The following is a 20,974-nucleotide window of genomic DNA, read 5'->3' as shown; positions in this document are numbered from 1 at the left end:
ACCAGAGCAATCAACCCTGCCAGTGTAACCCACGGCGAAGCAACTGGCGTTGGACGCGTCCCGGGTAATCAGAACAGATCGCATCAACGCCCAATTCAATCATATTCTCGATGTCCCGGTGTTCGTTGACCGTCCAAACGACAACCTTCAACCCCAATTCCCGCGCGCGGGCCAGGGACTGCGATGTGATATCAAGATAGTAGGGGCACCAGAACTGACCGGATGCTTTTGCAATCATTTCGGGCAGGTCCATGACGGACATTCCTTTGATCGGATTAACCTCCTGCGAGGAATCCTCTCCCTTATCCGCTGCGTTTTCCGGTTGCTGGGTCAAAAACGAAACCGGAATTTCCGGGGCAAAACGTTGACACAACGTCAGTAACCCCCAATCAAAACTGTGCAGCACCGTGCGCTCTTGCACATGGGCCTGCCTAACAACTTCGACCACCGACCGGACCAGATTTTCACGGGCGGAAACATCATGCAGAAAGTCCGGGTCGGATTTTATTTCCAGCAAAAGGTGCGCGTTTTGGTGTTCGGGCTGTCGCAAAAGCTCCAGCACTTCGGCAAGCCGGGGAATGCGGATATCGCTCAGGAACGCCTGATCGGGAAACCTCTGGCCATATTCGCTGTGGCCATCCAGACCGCCCACGTCATGCTGCAACAATTCGACATATGACAGGGAGGAAACCTTTGGTTCGGGCTCGCTCAGCCATTCGCCGTTGCTGTTCCGAACCACTGAACCGGTAAGCCGATGATTGTGCGTTACGACAGGAACCCCATCGCCCGAGTTCGTAACATCCAGTTCAAGCAGCTCCACGCCGGTTTTGAGTGCAAACGCAAAACCCTCGATCGTATTTTCCGGCATGATACCGCGCGCACCGCGATGGCCGACAAGCCGGATAACCGAGGGCGCTCCGGAAAATGCTGCTATCTGTGGAAATTTCATTATTTCTCCAGACGTTTGCCGGTTTCCGGGTCGAACAGATGGATCAGCGCAGGCTCGACGCTGAAGCGGCGAAGACTGCCAACACCGTCATTCGCATGGCCGGTAACGCTTGCCACGATTGCATGATCCGTTCCTTCAAGGCGTCCATGGATCAGCGTGTTGGCGCCCAGTTGTTCCAGCATTTCCACGCGAACAGAAATTGGGCCATCCGGATCAGCCGACAGATGCTCGGGCCGAATGCCAAGTGTTGCGGTACCATCAGGAACCGAACCCGCGTGCACTTTGGCGCCTCCGGGCAACAGCCCATTGCCATCCTGCAGCTGAGCCGGAAAGAAATTCATCGCAGGGCTACCGATGAAACCCGCCACAAAAACCGAGGCTGGTCGGTCATACAGCTCGATCGGTGTGCCAAATTGCTCGACATATCCGCCATTAAGGACCATCAGCCGATCACCCAGCGTCATCGCCTCGACCTGATCATGCGTGACGTAGATCGAGGTGACGCCGAGGCGTTGCTGAAGCTTGCGAATTTCCAGACGCATCTGAACCCGCAGCTTTGCATCCAGATTGGACAGCGGTTCATCAAACAGGAAAACCTGCGGGTCGCGAACAATGGCCCGCCCCATGGCAACACGCTGACGCTGACCACCGGACAGTTGCCGGGGTTTGCGATCAAGATACTGACGAATTTCAAGCGTATCGGCCGCTTCTTCGACCCGACGGTTGATCTCGTCTTTCGAAAGCTTCCGGATTTTCAGGCCATAAGCCATGTTCTCCCGCACGCTCATGTGGGGGTAGAGCGCATAGTTCTGAAAAACCATCGCAATGTCGCGCGCCGATGGCTCCAGTTCGTTGACCCGCCGTTCACCAATTCGGATTTCACCCGAAGTTACGGTTTCGAGCCCGGCAATCATCCTCAGCAATGTGGACTTGCCGCATCCCGAAGGCCCGACGATCACGACGAATTCGCCGTCTTTGATGTCGCCTTCGATGTGGTGCAAAACTTCGGTCGGGCCGTAGGATTTCACCAGGTCTTTTAGTTCTATTGTTGCCATTTAGGGCGTCCTACTTGTCGGTTTCCGTCAAGCCCTGAACAAAGAGCTTTTGCATTGCGATGACCACAAATACCGGGGGGATCATCGCCAGAAGGGCGGTCATCATGATGATGTTCCATTGGGGGCTCTGTTCGGCGGCCTCCAGCATCTGTTTGATCGACATGACGATCGTCGTCATTGACGTGTCGGTCGTGATCAGCAGCGGCCAGAGGTACTGGTTCCACCCAAAGATGAAAAGGATCACGAACAATGCCGCGATGTTCGTGCGCGACATCGGGATCAGGATGTCCCAGAAGAACCGCATGGGACCCGCTCCGTCGATCCGCGCGCTTTCCAGCAACTCATCCGGTACGGTCAAAAACACCTGACGGAACATGAAAGTCGCAGTGGCCGACGCGATTAGCGGGATGGAAAGCCCCCAATAGCTGTTTAGCATTCCAAGGTTTGCCACCACCTCGAAGGTGGGCAAAATCCGAACTTCGACCGGCAACATGAGCGTAATGAAAATCAGCCAGAAGAACGTCATGCGGAAGGGAAACTTGAAGTAGACGATGGCAAAGGCCGATAGCAATGAGATCACGATCTTTCCGACGGAGATCATCATCGCCATGGCAAGGCTGTTCAACAACATCAGCCAGACAGGTGCCTGTTCAGTGCCGCTCAGCCCCTTGCCGAACAGTGTCTGGTTCATGTTTTCCCAGAAATGCGTGCCGGGCCAGAGTGGCAATGGCGCCTGTGTCATACGCAATTCATCATGGGTGGATGCAACGAAGGTGATCCAGACAGGAAGCGCGATTGCAAAGACGCCAATGATCAGGGCCACATGCGTGAGGAACGTGGCAAGCGGGCGATTTTCAACCATCAGTATTCCACCTTTCTTTCGACAAAGCGGAACTGGATCACCGTCATCGCAATGACCAGCGCCATCAGGATCACCGATTGCGCGGCCGAACCGCCGAGGTCCAGACCAACAAACCCGTCATTGAACACCTTGTAGACAAGGATCGTCGTCGCTGTTCCCGGCCCGCCTTGCGTCACCGCGTGAATGATGCCGAAGGTTTCGAAAAAGGCGTAAACCATGTTGATGACCAGCAAAAAGAACGTGGTAGGCGAGATCAGCGGAAAGATGATTGTCCAGAAACGGCGACCAGGTCCCGCGCCGTCGATGGCGGCGGCCTCGATAACCGAGTTGGGGATGGATTGCATGGCAGCCAGATAAAACAGGAAGTTATAGGCAACCTGCTTCCATGCGGCGGCAAGGATCACAAGCGCCATTGCCTGATTTCCGTTCAGGTAGTGGTTCCAGGTTATGCCTGCGAATTCCAGAAAATACGGGAAAATGCCCAGCGTGGGGTTGAACATGAACACCCACAACGCCCCGGCCAGAACAGGGGCAACCGCGTAAGGCCAGATCAGCAGCGTCCGATAGAACATGGCGCCGCGAATTACCCTTTGCGCGAAACCCGCCAGAACAAGCGCAAACCCCATCGAAAGCGCAGCCACGAGGATCGAGAACACGGCCGTTCTTTTGAAACTGGCCAGATACAGTTCATCCGACCAGAGAATTTCGAAATTCTCGAACCAGACAAATTCGGTGCCAAGGCCGAACGCATCTTGAATCAGAAAGGACTGATACATCGCCTGACTTGCGGGCCAGATAAAGAATATCAGCGTGATGGCAATCTGCGGCGCAACCAGAAGGTATGGCAGCGGCGCGGAAGGGAAGTGTACTCTCTTGAGCATGAGTGGCCCTGACCGAACTGGATCATGCCGCCCCCGAAGGAACGGCATGATCCCTGATTATGGATTAGTTGGTGGTGCGTTCGAAGCGGCGCAGCAGATCGTTGCCACGCTCGACCGCGTTATCAAGCGCTTCCTGCGCCGACTTTTCACCAGCCCAAACTGCCTCCATTTCTTCGTTGATGACGTCACGAACCTGCACGAAGTTGCCATAACGCAGACCACGGCTGTTGGCGGTCGGGGCATTCAGGCTCAGCTGCTGGATGGCGATGTCGGTGCCGGGGTTCTTGTCATAGAAACCCTGTTCCTTCGACAGGTCATAGGCCGCTGTGGTGATCGGCACGTAACCGGTTTCCTGATGCCACCATGCCTGAACTTCGGGCGATGACAGGTAGGTCAGGAACTTTGCGGTCCCTTTGTATTCTTCATCGTCATGACCCCCAAGGACCCATAGAGTTGCACCGCCGATGATCGAGTTCTGCGGCGCATCTGCCACGGCTGTGTCCAGCGGCAGCATGGTCTGGCCGAATTCAAACTCGGCCTGCGAAGAAATCGAACCGTAGTAGGCAGACGAGTTCATCCACATGCCGCATTCACCGTTTGTGAACATCGGAAGGCTGTCACCGCGGCGACCGCCGTAGACGAACAGATTACCATCGGACATCGAGGCCACGTCATCCAGACGCGCGGCGACTTTGTCGTTGTTGAAGGTGAATTCGGTATCGAACCCGCCAAACCCGTTTTCAAGGGTGCCGGTCGGCAGATTGTGCCAGGCCGAGAAATTCTCGATCATCACCCAGGACTGCCAGCCAAAGGAAAAGCCGCACTTCATGCCATTGTCGACCAGCTTTTGCGCCGCTTCCTTAACTTCGGCCCAAGTGGTGGGAACCGCTGCGCCTGCCGCGTCCAGAGCATCCTTGTTGTACCACAGAACCGGGGTCGAGCTGTTGAACGGCATCGACAGCAACTCGCCCTCAGGTGTCTCGTAGTACGAGACCACCGCCGGAAGGAAAGCGTCGCCGTCAAAAGGTTCGCCCGTATCGGACATCAGCTGTTCAACCGGATAGATCGCGCCTTGCGCCGCCATCATCGTTGCGGTGCCGACCTCGAACACCTGAACGATCTGGGGGTGTTCCTGCGCACGGAACGCGGCAATCGCGGCGGTCATGGTTTCGGTGTAGTTCCCCTTGTACACAGGAACCACCTTGTAGTCGCTTTGCGAGGCGTTGAAGTCCTCGGCGATCTTGTTGACGCGCTCACCATTGGTGCCGCCCATCGCGTGCCACCATTGAATTTCGGTTTCAGCAAAAGCCATGCCGCCGGTTGCTGCGACCAGTGCAAAGGCGCTGAGTGAGGACTTGATTGTCATGAGTCTCTTCTCCCTGAAGTTAGCTCTCGAACCTTTTTGCGTCAGGCTGAGAGAATAATTCAAGCAAAAGTTTTTTGACAAATTTCATAACACAACATTATATCACCGGTAGCAAAAATCTCTCCAAGGGACCGTAACCCATTGAAATTTAAACTCAGGCAACTCGAAGCGTTTCAGGCCATTGCGCATACGGGTTCTGTGACTCGTGCCGCAAAAATACTTGGAATTTCTCAACCCGCCGCCAGTCGGCTTTTGTCGGATTTCTCAAAATCGGTGGCGGTGGACCTTTTTGTCCGCAAGGATGGCATGTTGGTTCCGACCAGCGAAGCACGATATTTGTTGTCCGAAGTTGGCCGCGTTTTCGAGAATCTGAACCACCTCGAGGAACTCACCCGGGACCTGACAGAGCGCACTGCGGGACACCTGCGGATTGCCTGCTTGCCGGGTTTTGCCAATACACTTTTGCCCGAGCTACTGGCGGGATTCCTGAGGCATCGGCCAAGTGTCCGCCTTACGCTTGAGCCGGACAGGCCAGAGCGTATTCTGGAATGGATCATCGGGCAGCAATACGATTGCGGAATTACCGATGAATTTGCAACGCATCCCGCAGTTGAAAACATCAATGTACCGATCCGAACCGTCTGTGTTTTGCACAAAGACGATCCGCTGGCCCATCGAGATTCGGTATCACCATCCGATCTTCGTGATCACAAACTGATCCACACCCGGCGTGACAGTCCGTTTTATAGAAAGCTGTCAAACGCATTCGCCGAATATGGTGTGGAAATGAACAGCTGGATCGAAGTGCGCCAATTTTCAACCGCGTGCATTATCATCAATCAGGGGCAGGGGGCGTCGATCGTCAGCGCCCTGGATGCCGAGGCTTTTCGGGATCAGAACGTCGCCATCGTCCCGTTTCGGCCCGACATCCACCATCGCCTGTCCATTTTGCAACCTGCCGCCGGCAGCAGGTCGCTGCTGGCGCTGGACTTCATCGATGCGTTCTTGCAGGGATTGCAGCCCTTTCTTGCCGACCCGACGCGTCAGCCTTCGATTTGATCCGTACCACGCGTCAGGAACGTTGAGACAATCCGTTCTGGGGATTCCTACGCCGGGCGCAATTCCAGAATGTTCCGGGCCTGTTGCCATGTGGCGACGGGGCGCTCGTATTTCTCGCAGAGTTCAACGGCACGTTTGACCAGAGCCGCGTTAGATGGGGCAAGCGATGATTTGTCCAGACGAACATTGTCTTCCAATCCGGTTCTGGTGTGCCCGCCTGCGGCAATCGCCCATTCGTTCACTGCCAGCTGATTGGCTCCGATCCCGGCTGCGCACCATTCGGCCTCCGGTGCCCGAGTCTGCATGGTGTTCACGTAGAAATCAAACACCTCGCGGTCAGCAGGCATGGCATTTTTGACGCCCATAACAAACTGGACATAAAGCTTGCCGTACAGCACCCCCTGACCATGCAGGCGTATGGCCTGCAGGATATGGGACAGATCAAATGCCTCAATTTCTGGTGTTACTTCATAGGTGCGCATTTCGCCCGCCAGCCAGTCAATCAGATCGGGCGGGTTTTCATAAACGCGCGTGGGGAAATTGTTTGACCCCACGGACAGAGAAGCCATGTCCGGGCTCAGCGGCAACATACCCCCACGGGCCGCGCCAGCACCGGATCGGCCACCTGTCGAGAACTGGATGACCATACCGGGGCAGTGTTTTTGTAACCCTTCCTTGAGCCGGGCAAACCGCTCGGGGTCGCTGGTTGGTGTCTGATCTTCGTTGCGTACGTGGCAATGGGCGATTGAGGCACCGGCTTCAAAGGCTTCGTGTGTGCTTTCAATCTGCTCATCCACGGATATGGGAACTGCAGGATTGTTCTCTTTGGTCGGAACCGATCCGGTGATCGCGACACAGATGATGCAGGGTTTGGACATGTTCCCCTCCGGTTCAGATGTCAAAAAAGACGGTTTCATCTTCGCCCTGAAGGCGGATGTCAAAGCGATAGACGGTCTGTCCATCGCGTTCCTGCCGATCTGCAATCAGGGTTGTTTGGCGGTTTTTCCATTCAATGGTGTTCAGCACCGGGTCGGCACCGTTTGCGCCAGCTTCGTCACTGAAGTACAGGCGCGTGTTCAGGCCGACGTTGATCCCGCGTGCCACAATCCAAAGGTTGATATGCGGCGCCATCACTTTGCCGGATCGCCCCGGAACCGCGCCGGGCTTGATCGTGTCAAAACCCCATTCGCCTGTTTCGAAATCGGTGATCACACGGCCCCATCCCCGAAACCCGTCCTCGACCTGACCGGGCTGTTCGGGATGGGCATAGACACCGGCAGCGTTTGCCTGCCAGACCTCAAGCATGACGTCCCTGACGGGGCTGCCCGTGCCATCGATCACCAAACCCTCAACCCGGATTCTCTCGCCCTTTGCGTTGGGTCCGGCTATGTCCCAGCCAAGTTCGCGTCTGTAGATGTCAAATCCGGCAGCACCCGGCGCTAGGCCAATGTGGACATACGGCCCGGCTGTTTGCGATGGAGTCTCCCGAAGGTATCGGAGATTTTGTGCCATCAGTTTCCCTCCAACCGGTTTTCAAACAGGGTCGAGCGCCGCCCGCGCAAAACAATGTCGAATTTATAGGCCAGCGCATCCAGCGGGATCGCTGCGTTCATGTCCAGCATCGCAACCAGTTGGTTCACAGCCTCGGGGTCAGGGATCGTTCTGACGATCGGGCATCTGGGGATCAGCGGGTCACCCTCGAAATAACATTGTGTGATGAGGCGTTGCGCAAAAGCCGTGCCAAAGATCGAAACGTGAATATGGGCAGGTCGCCAGTCATTGATCCGGTTGCGCCACGGATATGCTCCGGGTTTGACTGTTCGGAAATAGTAATATCCGTTTTCGTCAGTCAGGGTGCGCCCACACCCGCCGAAATTCGGATCAATCGGGGCGAAGTAGGTATCGTTCTTGTGACGATACCTCCCACCCGCATTGGCTTGCCAGATTTCCACCAGCGTATTGGGAACCGGACGCGCATTCTCATCCAGTACGCGGCCATGCAGGATTATGCGTTCTCCAATCGGACTTTCATCCGGTCCGGCATAGTTCGTCAGCAGATCGTTGTCGCCGGGATTAATGTCACTGTGCCCAAAGGCAGGTCCAGTAATTTCGCTCAGGGTATTTTCGATGCTGATAAGCGCAAGTCGTGGGGAACGCGCGACCGAGGTCTTGTAGTCCGGTGTTAGGGCAGGAGGGTGCCAATCGCGGTCACGTTGGTAAAATTCGCCGGGCTTTGGCTTGGGCGCGCCTTTTCCAGAGTAATCTTGGGTCATTCCCCCTCCATTTCGGCATAGGTTTGTCTGGCCAGCTTCAGGGCATGGTTCGCACGTGGCACACCGGCATAGATCGCGACGTGCTGGAAGACTTCCAGCACATCCTGCTTTGTTGCACCGGTATTGGCGGTGGCGCGTATATGCATCGGAATCTCTTCGAAATTCCCAAGTGCGGCCAGCAAAGCAAGGGTCAGCATCGACCGTTCGCGCAGGGTGATGCCTTCGGACGCCCAGACCGTCCCCCAGGCGCCTTCGGTGATCAGGGTCTGAAACGGCTCGTCAAAGTCAGTTTTGGTTGCCTCGGCCCGATCGACATGCGCCTCGCCAAGAACACCGCGTCTGATTTGCATCCCGCGTTCAAATTTTTCGGACATACTGACCCCTCTGATGCGTCGCCGCTTTGATCAATAAGGCAGCCCTACGTAATTTTGTGCAAGTACCGATTGCGCTTCGCGGTTGGTGCGCAGGAAATCCAGTTCGGCGCGCTGAATCCGCAGATCGAATTCCGTCTGGTGCGGAAAACGGTGAAGCAGGTTTGTCATCCACCAGCTGAAACGTTCAGTCTTCCATACGCGCGCCAGAGCTTTTTGCGAGTAGGTATCGATCCCTTCGGTGTCGCCGCTTTCAAAATACCCGGTCAGAGCATGATACAAATAGTGGATATCACTCGCGGCCGTGTTCAAGCCTTTGGCACCGGTCGGCGGAACAATATGCGCGGCATCCCCACACAGGAAAAGCCGCCCCCAACGCATCGGCTCTGTCACGAATGACCTGAGCGGAGCGATTGATTTTTCGATCGAGGGTCCTGTGACTAGGTGGTCGGCGGCATCGGCAGGAATGCGGCGTTTCAGTTCGGACCAGAACGCCTTGTCAGTCCAGTCCTCGGGGCTGTCTGACAGTGAGCATTGAATGTAATACCGGCTGAGGTTGGCATTGCGCATGGAACAAAGCGCAAATCCCCGATCCGAGCAGGAATAGATCAGCTCGTCATGGACAGGAGGTGTTTCCGACAGAATGCCAAGCCATCCAAACGGATAAACCTTTTCATATTCGCGTCTTACGGTCAGGGGTATGGTTTGGCGGCTGATGCCATGAAAACCGTCGCACCCGGCAACAAAATCGCAGTTGATCCGGTGTTCGGTTCCGTCCTTTTCATAGGTAACGAATGGCGCGTCACCATCGGCCTGATGTATTTCCACATGCTCGGCCTCAAAGACGGTCTTTGCGCCCGAGGCATCGCGGGCATCATACAAATCTCGGGTCACCTCGGTCTGGCCGTAAACTACGACGTGACTGCCAGTGTGTTCCTTGAAGTTGATCGTGAACTGGCCATCGCCATCAGAAATCACCGCGCCGTCATGGGTGAAACTTTCCTTGTCCATGCGCTCGCCCACGCCTGCTTCGCGCATCAGGTTGACGAAACCTACCTCAAGGATGCCAGCGCGAATACGGCTTAGAACATGATCTCGGGTTCGGCGCTCCAGAACCACTGTGTCTATTCCACGACGGTGCAGCAACTGGCCCAGCAACAACCCCGAAGGTCCGCCACCGATAATGGCAACCTGTGTCCTCATGCAACTCTCCTCCCAACTGCAAGCTTATGAGGAGGAGCAGAAAAGTAAATTGGTAACCGCCGTTTACGCAGATACCGGTGCGTTCAGTTCAGGGATGGGCGCGGGTTGTTGGCGGCGTGGGCACTGATCTTGCGGATGCTCCATTCCACCGAGTCGCGCATGGCATCGCCCAAGGCTTCATCGAACGCCTTGACCAGATCCGGCGTCTGATCGCTGACCGATACCACTTTTTCCTCGAACGAACTGGACGCGATGATTTTATCTTCGAATTCGTCAATGATCTTTATGTTCAATCGCACCTTGATCTGAACTGTTTTCGAGTTTTCGGTTTCTCCGATCACGTGACCCTGAAATTCGCGCAGATCCGGAACGACCAGGTAATCTGCACGCAGCCCGACTGTGGAGCGCCCGACCGCAGCCACTTTTCTGGTATTTTCAAAGCTTTCGACCAGCAGAGACTGAACGAACAGGGGTGCCCGGTCCACCCACCTTGCGCGCGGCAGATATTGTACCTGCAACGGGGTCGGTTGAATGGCGATCTGATCGGTGTTCACAGCCGCAGTGGCTGTAGGCTCTTCGACAACGATCTGTTGTGCGAGACGCGGAAGAGAAGATGAAAAGGTGCTTTTGGGTGTCAGCGTATACAAATCGTTGGGCTTGGCCGCCTGCTTCAAAGTGCCTAACCCCGCGCAACCGCCAAGGATTGCTGCGACGACCAGTGCGAAGAATAAATTAAGCCGGTTCATTGACGAAACTCCGAAGCCTGGGTTCCCAGCAGAAAGCGGGCGGGGTCACGTTCCACCCTGTCCACAAGACGATCAACATTGACGACCAGCCGTTGGGCCTCTTCGATGAAGCGCACGAACTGAGGCAACCCTACGCGCAGAAAATCCGAGACCTGACGCTGGTTCGCCTGCACGATTTCATCGACCGTTCCCAGCAACTCGGATGCAGAGTTCGAGGCGCTCAGGATGTTGTCCGAAACCTTGTCGAGGCTGCCGGCAACCTTCGACGCGGTCGTCGCCACCTTTTCGGCCGCATTGCGGATATCGGCCACGACGGCAGAGATATCTGTGTCCAGGACCCTGTTGGCCGAGTCAAATGCCTGTTCGGCGGAAGAAAGTGCGCTCTTTGCGGTTTCCATCGCAGAGGTAATCGAAACCAGAGTTTCATTCGCGTTTTCCACCGTTCCGGTAATGGTGCCAAGGGTTACACTGCCCTGTTCGCTGAGAACAATAAGATGGTCGGCCAGTTCAGAGCCGCGTTCGATAAACGGCTTCACATCGTCTTTGATGATGGTTTCCGCCGTTTCAAGCGTCTGTTTGGCCGTATCAAGCGCCGATTTCGCGGAATCGCTGGCATCTTTGACGCTGTTCAGAGTGTCTGTCCCGGTTTTGAGCGTGGTTTCGGCTGTATCGGATAGCTCATCCAGCCGTTTTGTGAAGGCGCCGATATCGCGGGCCGCGCTGCCCAGATCGCCCGAAAGTGACTCGAAATCAGACAGGGTCTTATCCAGACGCCCCGAGGCCGAGGCAAGGTTGTCCAAAATCCGGGTGACTGCTTGTCGATTTTCCTCATCCACGACTGTGTTGAGGTTTTCCAGCAGTTCGATGGCCTTGTTCAAAAGCTCTGGCGCGCCCTCGAAAAGCGACTGTATCGCGCTGCGTTTGCTTTTGATGACACTGTTTTCAGGCAAGCGTTCTGCCGTAGGCGATCCGCCCGAAAGTTCAACATAGCTGACCCCAGTGACACCCAGAGATTGCAGTTGAGCAATTGTGTCGGTTTTGACCGGGATGTCGGCATTCACCTCAATCCGGACGCGCACCTTGGCGGGGTCGTCCTCGTCCAGATTCAGTGCGATGACCTGTCCCACCGGCAGGCCGTTAAAGCTGACACCGCCGGCTGTTGCCAGACCCGACACGTTGTCGAACAACACGTCATAATAGGCGTATTGGCGGTTGACCTCGAACTTGGCAAGCCAGAGGAAAAAGCCAAAGGTGCCCAGAATACCCGCCAGGGTAAATGCACCGATCAGAAGATAATTCGCTCGGGTCTCCATGGCTGCCTCTAACTGTTATACCCCTTATCTTGCGCTGCGCGCGCCCTGGGGCCGTTGAAATACTCCTTTACCCAAGGATGATTGACCTTGGCCATTTCTTCAATCGGACCTTCCACCAGTACACGTTTTTCGGCAAGTACGGCGATCCGGTCACAGATTGCATAAAGGCTGTCGAGGTCATGGGTTACCATGAATACCGTCAGCCCCAACGCCTGTTGCAGTTCCTGAATCAGTTCGTCGTATGCCGCCGCCCCGATTGGGTCCAGGCCGGCGGTCGGCTCATCCAGAAAGACGATCTCGGGGTCCATTGCCAAGGCACGGGCCAGCGCGGCGCGTTTGCGCATGCCGCCCGACAATTCCGAAGGGAACTTGTCGCAACTCAATTGTGGTAGGCCCACAAGGCTGATCTTGAGCGCGCCAAGCGAACGCATCAGGCTTTCGCTGATATTCACATGCTCGCGCAGCGGGGCCATCACGTTTTGCAATACCGTCAGCGACGAAAACAGCGCCCCGTCCTGAAACGCCACACCCCAGCGTCTTTCGATGCGGCGGCGTTCTTCTTCGGGTGCGTTCAGAACATCAACACCCAGAACTTCGATGCTGCCCGATGCAGGCGTGTTGAGGCCCACGATGGTACGGAGCAGCACCGATTTGCCCGTGCCGGAACCGCCGACAACGCCCAGAACCTCACCCCGCCAGACATCCAGGTTAAGGTTGTCATGGACAACCTGAGGCCCGAACCGATTGGTCAGGTTGCGGACGCGGATGACCGCCTCGCGCTGTGCGCCGGTTTTTGTGGCCTGCTGTACGGTTGAGCCGTCCATGTCAGACCCCCACTTCCGAAAAGAAGATCGAAAACAGAGCGTCGATGGCAATGACCATAAAGATGGACTGCACGACCGAAGCGGTTGTGCGCTGCCCGACACTCTCTGATGACCCCTTGACCTGCATGGCCTGCCAGCAGGCGATCACGCCAATAACCAATGCAAAGAAGGGGGCCTTGATCAACCCAACGGCAAGTTGCCAGACATCGGTGTTTTCCTTGAGGCGCGTCAGGAACATACCCGGGCTGACACCCAAGTCGATCCAGCTCATCAATGCGCCACCAAACAGGCCGGCGATGTCAGCGACAAAACCCAGGATTGGCAGGACGATGATCAATGCCAGAACACGCGGGACGACCAGAACCTCAATCGGGTCAAGACCCAGCGTGCGCATCGCATCGATCTCCTCCTGCACCTTCATCGATCCGATGGACGCGGTAAAGGCCGACCCGGATCGGCCAGCAACAATGATGGCGGTCAGTAGGATGCCCAGTTCGCGAAGGATCGAAATCGAAATCAGCTCGACCACAAAGATTTCTGCGCCAAATTGTTTCAACTGCGTTGCGCCCTGAAATGCCAGCACAACACCGATCAGAAACCCCATCAGGATAACGATGGGCATGGCCTTGAAACCTGTTTCGTCCATATGCGTGACAAGTGATGCCTTGCGCAGCCGCCAGGGCATCAGCAGACATCGGACAAGGCGATGCAGAGTCAGGCCGAGAAATTCCAGAATTGACATGGAATCCTTGAACGTACCGGCGGTTTTTTCACCTAGCCGTTCCAGCCACGGAACAAAGCCATGTGGTGGGGCTTCGGGACCGGTCTCGTCGGGCATGTTTTCGGAAACGGTTTCGATAAGCGCGGCATGGGCCGGCTTGGCCCCCGTAACCTGCGCATCGCAGCCTTCAGCCTCTAACCGGCGTTTCAGGTTGGCGATCAGCCACGCGCCACCGGTATCCAGCGCTTCGACCCCGGACAGGTCAAGCACAGCCTTGGAATTACTGCCTGTTACATCTTCAAATGGACGTTCAACCACGTTCAGCGACTGAGTCAGCATTCTACCTGCAACGCGAACAAGCAATCCGTCAGCCGTTTGTTCTGAAGAAAGCGAAGGCTGGGTCATGTTTGGAATGAGTAGCCGATAACCCCCCGACTGCAATGGAAATCTTTTGGTTGGGGTGATTTTGCCGGGCATGTTTGCCAAGAGGTTACAGTCTGGTCAGTGACCGGGGGATGTGGATTTGTTATTCGAGCTGCCTTGCGGACAGTATCGTCAGACCGGCGAGCTTCCATTCGCTCGCGGCGTTTTCAAGCTCAACCACAGCCTGATAGGCGACGTTGCGGCGATGATTATGCCCCCAATGGCCCGCGCCTGCACGTGCGGTCCAGGTAGCGACGGCCGAAAAGCCCGGCCCGTTTTGGCGTGGTCGGATTTCGGTGAGCGTCACATCGTCAATCCCGTCGGACCTGGCGTATCCACCGCCGACAACAGGAATGGCCAGGCCGCGTTCAATCTCGGCCAGAACCTCTTTTTTTGTTTGCTCGGCCAGCACCGGCTCCAGCATCGCGGCCTTCCTGTCCGCAAGAACCTCATAGCCCGCAATGTTTATGTTGTTCAGCATGGTTGCAAAGATCGCTGTCGCGGTTTCGGTATCCGGTGTTTTTTGAAGTGGGTTTGCAAAAGCCAGCTCGCCGCGCCCATAAAACAACCCGGCCAACATCAGACACGCAATGGAAAGGCCTGACAAAATCAGTCTGGTTCTTCCATTCTTTCGCATTGCAAAAACCAGAACGATTAAAGCCACAACCGCGAAGGCCAGAGTCAGAACAGGCAAGCGAATGCTATCTGCCCCGCTTGTGGTCAAGTGGGACATCACCGGCTCTTCATATGTCAAAAGATGATTGGTCCATTTGATCTCAGGTGCATCGGGGGTCGCACCGCTGAGAAAAGGACCTGCAGGATCAGTGAGCGTCGCGGGAACTTTCAAAATTCGATCATTGAACAGGTTCCAGGTTATGACCGCTTCTTGCGGAATGATATCAACCGGAAAGGACAGTATGACACCGAGCATGGTGGTGGATGGATCAACGAGTTCCGGATTATCCAGTACCTCCAGACCATTGGTCGTGATTTTCAGAAACTCTGCACGGCCGGAATGGGCCGATACCTGTTTCCCGTCCAATGTCAGCGTGTTGTCACTTGACAGAAAGTCGATTGCGGCGGTTTTGAATTTTTGCTGGTCGTCTTGGTTTAAGTCTTGGCTGTAATAAGATGTTTCACCAATAAAATCTGCCAGATCGCGTACTCTGATCAGACTTTCATGCCGGACTTCCCTCGGTTCCACATAAAGAAACGTCATTGCTGCAGATTCATGGTGTCTTCTGAGGTTCCTGTTGGCGAATTGCGAATACCATGGATCGTCCCAATTGATATTCAACCGGGCTGGACCTGACAGAAACTTAAAGCTTGTGACCGGCACATCCCGATCGAACAAAACCATCCCGATCGAGACATCGGGCTTTCCGTTGCCGCCCATGGGCGGGGTTAGCGTTATCGCATCCGGTTTTGACCCCTCAAAATCATAAAGCAGATCGGCATACAGAACGCGTTTATCTTCCGGTGGTTCCGGAAACCGCCGTCCCGAATACGGATCGACTTTACCGGACAACGGGGTAGTGCGATCAACCCGCATACGCGGCTCAACGGTCTTTACCTGAATAGGCAGCGGTGTCCCGTCATCCCGTTTCAGGCTCAGACCGCTCTGCGCAAATTTCTTAATCCGATCCTGAAAAACCGGGGCCTGACGTTCAGAGTCTGTAAGCCAATCATCCGGGATCAGCGCCGCGAACTCTGGAATATCGCCGTTATAGACCTCCAGCCGAAGATGCACGCCGTTTTCATCAATGTGAAACTCTGCGACGTTCGGCGCAACCTCTGCACCGCCAAACGGCATGTAATCCGCCCGTGCGGCGGTAGCCGCCAGAAGAAAGAAAAAGCAGAATAACTTTACCATTACACGCGCTGTTTCGGCCCAACATCGACGAAATGTTGAATTCTCTTCGCTGTTCATATTCAAAATTTCATATTGAGCCTGTGAAATCAAAAGGTTTCATGATTTTCTGTTCCGGATCGCACAGAGGTTCAGACATGATCACAATTATTGGTCAATCGAACTCAACCACCGGCAAGTCGCGCAAATTGGCAAGGGCGATTGCCTGTCTGGTATTGCTCGCAAGCCTTTGCGGCACCGCTGCGCTGGCGCATTTCAAGCTCAACCAGAATGTGCGGATACATCATGTGGTCCATAACGATGAAGGGGCTGATCTGTACCTGCGTCTTCCCTTGGCCTACCTTTTGGCGGGTCTTTTGGGCCCGGTACAGGATGACGGTTTACCTGAACCTGCTCCGTTTACCGTCAACCGGCTGGAAGATGGCACCGTTATGCACATCGTTGATCATCGGGCGTTGGCTGCCGATCCCATGGGTCTCGGCAGAATCGCGACAAGTGATATTCAGGTGCAAAGTGACGAAGGTGAGTTGCAGCTGGAGGTCGTGGCCGTAAGGGTGCATCCAATTGGAACAGAGCCCGGATTCGCGACACGGCACGAAGCAAAGGCCGCATTCGAAAGCGAAGCGGTTTTTCCCCCCGACGCGCCAGAGACATATGTCGGGGATGCTGTGGTCGACGTTCACCTGCGGTACGGTGGTGGGCCGATCCGATCTTATGCGATGTCGCATTCTTTTGATCCGGGACTGCCGGAACAGGAAAAGACAGCGAACCTGATATTGGACTATCGCGGGGACACCACTAGGACCTTCCGCGCCACCGGACTGATGGGCGAACCCATTCAGATTATGCAGTCGTCTGCCGCTGCCGTGTCCACCTTTGTTGTCGAGGGGATACGCCACATCCTTGAAGGTCCAGACCACGTTCTGTTTGTGCTTTGCATGATTATCGGCGCCAGTGGTCTTTGGTCGCTTGTGGAGAGGGTAACGGGATTTACCATCGGCCACACGGTTACATTGATCCTTGGCTTTTTTGGCATAGCACCCAGTGGCGCCTGGTTTATCCCGACAGTTGAGCTGGCGATTGCGCTGTCGATCATTTACGCGGCCTGGATGGCTGTGTCTAAGGACGACACAGCACCCGGTGGTAATCTGCGTGCATTTGCGGTGACTTCCGGCATCGGATTGCTGCACGGGTTCGGATTTTCGTTCATGCTGCACCAGATCCTGAAAGTTGATGCCCCGAATGTCTGGCAAAGCCTTCTGGCGTTCAACGTCGGCGTTGAAATCGGCCAGCTTGCCATCGTTGTGCTTGTCTGGCCGATCGTTGTCGTGTTGCGCAGAATTCCCGGGCGCGTTTGGTTGTTGTCGCGCGGAGTTGTTGCTGGCTGTGCGTCGATCATCGCAATGTTTTGGGTAGTCGAAAGAGCCGCATATTTTCTGTGAGCAGATCGTCACGCAAGCATTCATCATCGGGAAAAACACGTTTGAGTTTGCGCATGCAAAGACCAGCTAGATGCGAGTGCTTAACTCCAACTCCAAACACTGTGCCTATTGATTGGTCACAGCAGACAACGGTCAGAAAATATGCAAAAATTATTGACAGATAAGAATAATAGGGGACATCCGAAAAATTAGTGCCCTGTCCGAAGCTTCATCAAGAAAGGGGAGAGTTTTGATGACCGCAAAGGGAAAAACCCGAAATGTTGGGAAGATTTTGAGCGCTAGTTTTCTGGCGTTCAGCATGTCACTCATTCTTTCGCATGCAATATTCGCTGCTGGCGGAACTGTTTCAGACCCGAATGGCACTGCCCCTGATCGATACATCTATTATCCCGGCACCGAAGAGCTTGCGGATGACGAAATTCGCCTCATTGCGTGTGGAACTGGCATGCCGGCAGCGCGGCACAAACAGGCGGCGACCTGTTTTCTGGCCGAATTGGGTAATGGCGATAAGTTCTTTTTTGATATTGGCACGGGGTCGATGGCCAATGTCGCAGCATACATGATCCCCTATGACATGCTGGACAAGGTGTTCATCACACACCTGCACACCGATCACTGGGGTGATCTCGCCACTTTGTGGGCGGGTGGCTGGACCGCAGGCCGCACTGGTCCGTTGCGCATCTGGGGGCCATCCGGCGCAACCGATGACATGGGTACAAAATACGCGGTCGAACATTTTTTGAAGGCTTACAACTGGGATGCGCAAACGCGCAATTTTGCCCTCAGCCCAGAGCCCGGGAAAATTGAAGTGACCGAGTTTGATTTTCGTGGGGAAAACGAGGTCGTGTATGACGAAAACGGCGTTGTGATCCGGTCATGGCCAGCGATTCATTCGGGTGACGGCCCGGTCAGCTTTTCGCTGGAATGGAATGATCTGAAGATTGTGATTGGCGGCGATACCTATCCAAACAAGTGGTACATCGACTATGCCAAGGACGCGGATCTGGCGATTCATGAGACCTTTCTGACACCGGATCAGCTGGTCCAGTGGTACGGTCAGTCGCCCGAACAGGCCCTTGGCGTGGGCACTCAGGTCCACACGGCTCCGGCCGCCTTTGGTAAAGTGATGGCCGAGATCAAGCCGCGCCACGCTGTCGGGTACCACTTTTTCAACGAAGAAGGTACGCGGTTCGATATCTACGAACAGGTTCGAACGGTCTATGACGGGCCATTGTCATTGGCCACGGACAACATGGTTTGGAACATTACCAAAGACGCCATTTCAGAACGTATGGCGGTCATCACCGAAGAAGCCTGGTCGGTGCCCGGAGCGAAACCTCCGCCAAAACCCGATACGACCGGTCTGACGGATCCTCTGAGTGACGAGATGAAAGCAGGAGCCTGGGATGTGAGTGACGTGCTGACGGATCTGGTCAGTGAATTCAAAAAAGAGCACGGCATGCAGTGATCGCACCTGCCTCAATAGTCGCTGAGATTGTTGACCCGGTTCCCGCTTAATACGGGCCGGTTCGGCGGTCCGATCAATGCGGGTATGAATGTGATAGTGAAGGCAAGCCATCCCAGGCACCACATCAGGGCCGAGGCAGAAATTACTGGGCTATAGTGATCTGGGAGTAACGGCGCCGCCAGCCGACAGACCGAGGCCAGCCAGATCAAGGTTGCGCACAGCGCAAAGCCATGGCGGGCCTGCAGGACACCCTTTTCCCGCTTGGCTGCGGCGCGGGCGGTGATCGCCATGATCAGACAACCCATCGCGCCAACCGTGATGGCGTGCAGCGCAGTTGTGGTCGAATAGGAACTTGGGGCCATCACGGCAACTGCAACCAGCGACAACCCGAATGGCAGCCAAAGAAACGCAGCATTCAGCGCAGTCAAAAGCGGGTTCGACAGTATTTCCCACTGGAGCCATGTTTGCATCCTTCGAACCAAAATGCCGGCGGCCAACAAAATAGCCATTCCGCCGAGCATCCTCGCATTCACGAGATAAGAAACGGTCCCTATGGCGATACAAAATACTGCAACCCACGGAGTTGACTGTGTGCCATCCCCCTTTTGGTTATACACAGCCAGCATCCAGTTGCGACTAAAAGCCGGGATCGCCTTGGCGCCAATCACCGCTATCAACATCGAAAATATAAATATCGTGGTTCCGGCCACCTGACTGGCCTGAGCGTATGCACCGCTGACAGACGAAATAAGAAGCAGCGCATCACAGAAACCCAACGCCAGAACGACGGCAACAAACCCGGTCTTTCGACCCTCTTTCGCTGAAATGATCGCCCGTGCCAGAATTGCAGCGAGAAACAGAAAGTAGCCGAGGCCCGGCAACAGAACCGCCCAGATTGGCAGGTGGCCACCGTTGGCACAGACCAATCGGGACAGGCACCAGATGAGCATAAGCAGCTGCAGTGGCCTGCCCTGTAGCGGGCGGCTTCCGGTCCATGAGGGCAGTGCAGTCAGCATGTAACCACCCACGGCGGCCCCGCCAAAACCGAACAGCAGTTCGTGTGCGTGCCACAGCGCCGGTGTGCCAAGTGATGGGGCGTTCCAGCCGAATTCCGCCCCCAACGGCCAGATCAGGACGACAGTGGCGGCGCAGAGAAAGGCCGCAGGAAAAAGCGGCCTGTAGGGCATCGCCCAGAAAGACCTGAACCCACAGGCGAATTGCATCGCTATTTCCGCAGCAAATTACGCAGGTGCAGACCGGTCAGACCATTCAACGCCGCTGGTACCTAATAGAAAACCGTTGCTCAGCCGGACGCCGGGGGTTTGATCCTGAACAGCTTGGGACACTGCGCCAGGACCCACGGCCCCATTGACACGCTGACGGTAAACCTCGCAGAGGCTTCCAAACCCCGAGGATTGCGGTGACAAACGCAGTGCGGATACCCCTGCATCGCACAGTGCTTCAATCTGATAATCGACGCAGGCATAGCTGTCTGACAGGGTTTGCACCCCGTTCATCGAAAGAAATGGCTGGTCATCCATCGTGCGGACGTCGAGGCCATCGGGGTCCTCTTCGCAGGCAAACTGGCAGTTATCCTTGGTCCGCCCGTGCCTGCGTGCGTGATAGCACCGCCCGGAGATAGCCAATGGCACACGCCCGTGTCCCCAAACCTCGATTGCGACACCGTGTTCTTGCCCTGCACGCGCTAGGACACACACCGACGCAAGGGGAAGCTCTGGCGGCAGGCAGATACGGGTCGCGCCGCGCCCAGCAAGCCAACGCAGAGTGCTTTCATTATAAACATTGACCAAGGGGCCAACCGAAAAGGCGGTGCCTTCGGGCAGATAGGCGAGTGCCGTCAGGTCGTTAACCTCGATCTCCGCCCCCATTTCGGACAGTTCCGCAGTAATCTTGCGCTCACGTTTCAACGTAATTAGCGCAAGGCTGGTCAGGGCAACCTGTTTCCCGGCCGACAGCAGGGTCGAAATCGCGCCGGGAATACGGTCCTGAAAAAAAGGCAGGCGTTTTGAACACACCAATTCGCCCAGAACCACGCGATCGACGGGGGCTGTGGCAAGATCGTCGTAAAATCCTGCCCATTGGTCGGCTTTCCAGAAATACTGAACGGGGCCTGCGGTCAGTTCCATG

At 55.5% G+C, this 20,974-nt stretch carries 20 protein-coding genes; 3 read left to right on the top strand and 17 right to left on the bottom strand.

Features of this window, described 5'->3' with window-relative positions; translation table 11 throughout:
* Positions 1–10 precede the first annotated feature (10 nt).
* The 5 genes from ACR0NA_RS18850 to ugpB form a co-directional block, all read right to left on the bottom strand.
* A complete protein-coding gene (locus tag ACR0NA_RS18850; protein ID WP_480731613.1) occupies positions 11–949 on the bottom strand; it encodes a glycerophosphodiester phosphodiesterase family protein in 939 nt (312 codons plus the stop codon).
* Positions 949–2,004: a sn-glycerol-3-phosphate import ATP-binding protein UgpC gene (locus tag ACR0NA_RS18845; protein WP_480731611.1), complete on the bottom strand. Its 1,056-nt coding sequence runs from the start codon at positions 2,002–2,004 to the stop codon at positions 949–951. The genes ACR0NA_RS18850 and ACR0NA_RS18845 overlap by 1 nt, the downstream gene beginning before the upstream one ends.
* A gap of 10 nt (positions 2,005–2,014) precedes the next feature.
* On the bottom strand, positions 2,015–2,866 hold the full coding sequence (gene ugpE / locus ACR0NA_RS18840; RefSeq protein ID WP_170652772.1) for a sn-glycerol-3-phosphate ABC transporter permease UgpE: 852 nt from the start codon (positions 2,864–2,866) through the stop codon (positions 2,015–2,017).
* A complete protein-coding gene (gene ugpA / locus ACR0NA_RS18835) occupies positions 2,866–3,747 on the bottom strand; it encodes a sn-glycerol-3-phosphate ABC transporter permease UgpA (protein WP_170652774.1) in 882 nt (293 codons plus the stop codon). The genes ugpE and ugpA overlap by 1 nt, the downstream gene beginning before the upstream one ends.
* Before the next feature lie 64 nt (positions 3,748–3,811).
* Positions 3,812–5,113, bottom strand: a complete 1,302-nt coding sequence (gene ugpB, locus ACR0NA_RS18830) for a sn-glycerol-3-phosphate ABC transporter substrate-binding protein UgpB (RefSeq protein WP_480731608.1) — start codon at positions 5,111–5,113, stop codon at positions 3,812–3,814.
* A 141-nt stretch (positions 5,114–5,254) separates the two neighbouring features.
* On the opposite strand from ugpB, the gene ACR0NA_RS18825 reads away from it, so the two are divergent.
* Positions 5,255–6,172, top strand: a complete 918-nt coding sequence (locus ACR0NA_RS18825) for a LysR family transcriptional regulator (RefSeq protein ID WP_170652778.1) — start codon at positions 5,255–5,257, stop codon at positions 6,170–6,172.
* 47 nt (positions 6,173–6,219) lie between these two features.
* Here the strand turns inward: ACR0NA_RS18825 and ACR0NA_RS18820 are convergent, their stop codons facing one another.
* The 10 genes from ACR0NA_RS18820 to ACR0NA_RS18775 form a co-directional block, all read right to left on the bottom strand.
* Entirely contained in the window at positions 6,220–7,050 is an 831-nt protein-coding gene (locus ACR0NA_RS18820; RefSeq protein ID WP_480731605.1) for a 3-oxoadipate:acetyl-CoA acetyltransferase, read from the bottom strand.
* 13 nt (positions 7,051–7,063) lie between these two features.
* On the bottom strand, positions 7,064–7,684 hold the full coding sequence (gene pcaG / locus ACR0NA_RS18815) for a protocatechuate 3,4-dioxygenase subunit alpha (protein ID WP_480731603.1): 621 nt from the start codon (positions 7,682–7,684) through the stop codon (positions 7,064–7,066).
* Entirely contained in the window at positions 7,684–8,445 is a 762-nt protein-coding gene (gene pcaH, locus ACR0NA_RS18810; protein ID WP_480731600.1) for a protocatechuate 3,4-dioxygenase subunit beta, read from the bottom strand. The genes pcaG and pcaH overlap by 1 nt, the downstream gene beginning before the upstream one ends.
* Positions 8,442–8,819 (bottom strand): 4-carboxymuconolactone decarboxylase, encoded by a 378-nt coding sequence (gene pcaC, locus ACR0NA_RS18805; protein ID WP_480731597.1) that lies wholly within the window; start codon positions 8,817–8,819, stop codon positions 8,442–8,444. The genes pcaH and pcaC overlap by 4 nt, the downstream gene beginning before the upstream one ends.
* Before the next feature lie 30 nt (positions 8,820–8,849).
* Positions 8,850–10,019, bottom strand: coding sequence for a 4-hydroxybenzoate 3-monooxygenase (gene pobA, locus ACR0NA_RS18800; protein WP_480731595.1), 1,170 nt, complete (start codon positions 10,017–10,019; stop codon positions 8,850–8,852).
* A gap of 83 nt (positions 10,020–10,102) precedes the next feature.
* The gene (locus ACR0NA_RS18795; RefSeq protein ID WP_480731592.1) at positions 10,103–10,765 is read right to left on the bottom strand and encodes an ABC-type transport auxiliary lipoprotein family protein; all 663 of its coding nucleotides are present in this window, start codon (positions 10,763–10,765) and stop codon (positions 10,103–10,105) included.
* Positions 10,762–12,078, bottom strand: coding sequence for an MlaD family protein (locus tag ACR0NA_RS18790; protein ID WP_480731590.1), 1,317 nt, complete (start codon positions 12,076–12,078; stop codon positions 10,762–10,764). The genes ACR0NA_RS18795 and ACR0NA_RS18790 overlap by 4 nt, the downstream gene beginning before the upstream one ends.
* An 8-nt stretch (positions 12,079–12,086) precedes the next feature.
* Positions 12,087–12,902: an ABC transporter ATP-binding protein gene (locus ACR0NA_RS18785; RefSeq protein ID WP_480731588.1), complete on the bottom strand. Its 816-nt coding sequence runs from the start codon at positions 12,900–12,902 to the stop codon at positions 12,087–12,089.
* Position 12,903: 1 nt separating this feature from the next.
* On the bottom strand, positions 12,904–14,028 hold the full coding sequence (locus tag ACR0NA_RS18780) for an ABC transporter permease (RefSeq protein ID WP_480731585.1): 1,125 nt from the start codon (positions 14,026–14,028) through the stop codon (positions 12,904–12,906).
* A 121-nt stretch (positions 14,029–14,149) separates the two neighbouring features.
* Complete coding sequence (locus ACR0NA_RS18775; RefSeq protein WP_480731582.1) at positions 14,150–15,919, bottom strand: hypothetical protein; 1,770 nt, start codon at positions 15,917–15,919, stop codon at positions 14,150–14,152.
* A gap of 134 nt (positions 15,920–16,053) precedes the next feature.
* Here ACR0NA_RS18775 and ACR0NA_RS18770 point away from each other — a divergent pair, with 134 nt between their 5' ends.
* The gene (locus tag ACR0NA_RS18770; protein WP_480731580.1) at positions 16,054–17,358 is read left to right on the top strand and encodes a HupE/UreJ family protein; all 1,305 of its coding nucleotides are present in this window, start codon (positions 16,054–16,056) and stop codon (positions 17,356–17,358) included.
* 298 nt (positions 17,359–17,656) lie between these two features.
* A complete protein-coding gene (gene gntH / locus ACR0NA_RS18765; RefSeq protein ID WP_480731578.1) occupies positions 17,657–18,826 on the top strand; it encodes a guanitoxin biosynthesis MBL fold metallo-hydrolase GntH in 1,170 nt (389 codons plus the stop codon).
* Between the two features lie 11 nt (positions 18,827–18,837).
* Here the strand turns inward: gntH and ACR0NA_RS18760 are convergent, their stop codons facing one another.
* Both ACR0NA_RS18760 and ubiV read right to left on the bottom strand, forming a co-directional pair.
* Positions 18,838–20,049: an NnrS family protein gene (locus tag ACR0NA_RS18760; protein WP_480731576.1), complete on the bottom strand. Its 1,212-nt coding sequence runs from the start codon at positions 20,047–20,049 to the stop codon at positions 18,838–18,840.
* 18 nt (positions 20,050–20,067) lie between these two features.
* Entirely contained in the window at positions 20,068–20,973 is a 906-nt protein-coding gene (ubiV, locus tag ACR0NA_RS18755) for a ubiquinone anaerobic biosynthesis protein UbiV (RefSeq protein ID WP_480731574.1), read from the bottom strand.
* Position 20,974: the final 1 nt, after the last annotated feature.

It is taken from the genome of Ruegeria sp. C11 (genome assembly GCF_056537725.1).
This window is presented reverse-complemented; position numbering and strand designations above follow the sequence as displayed.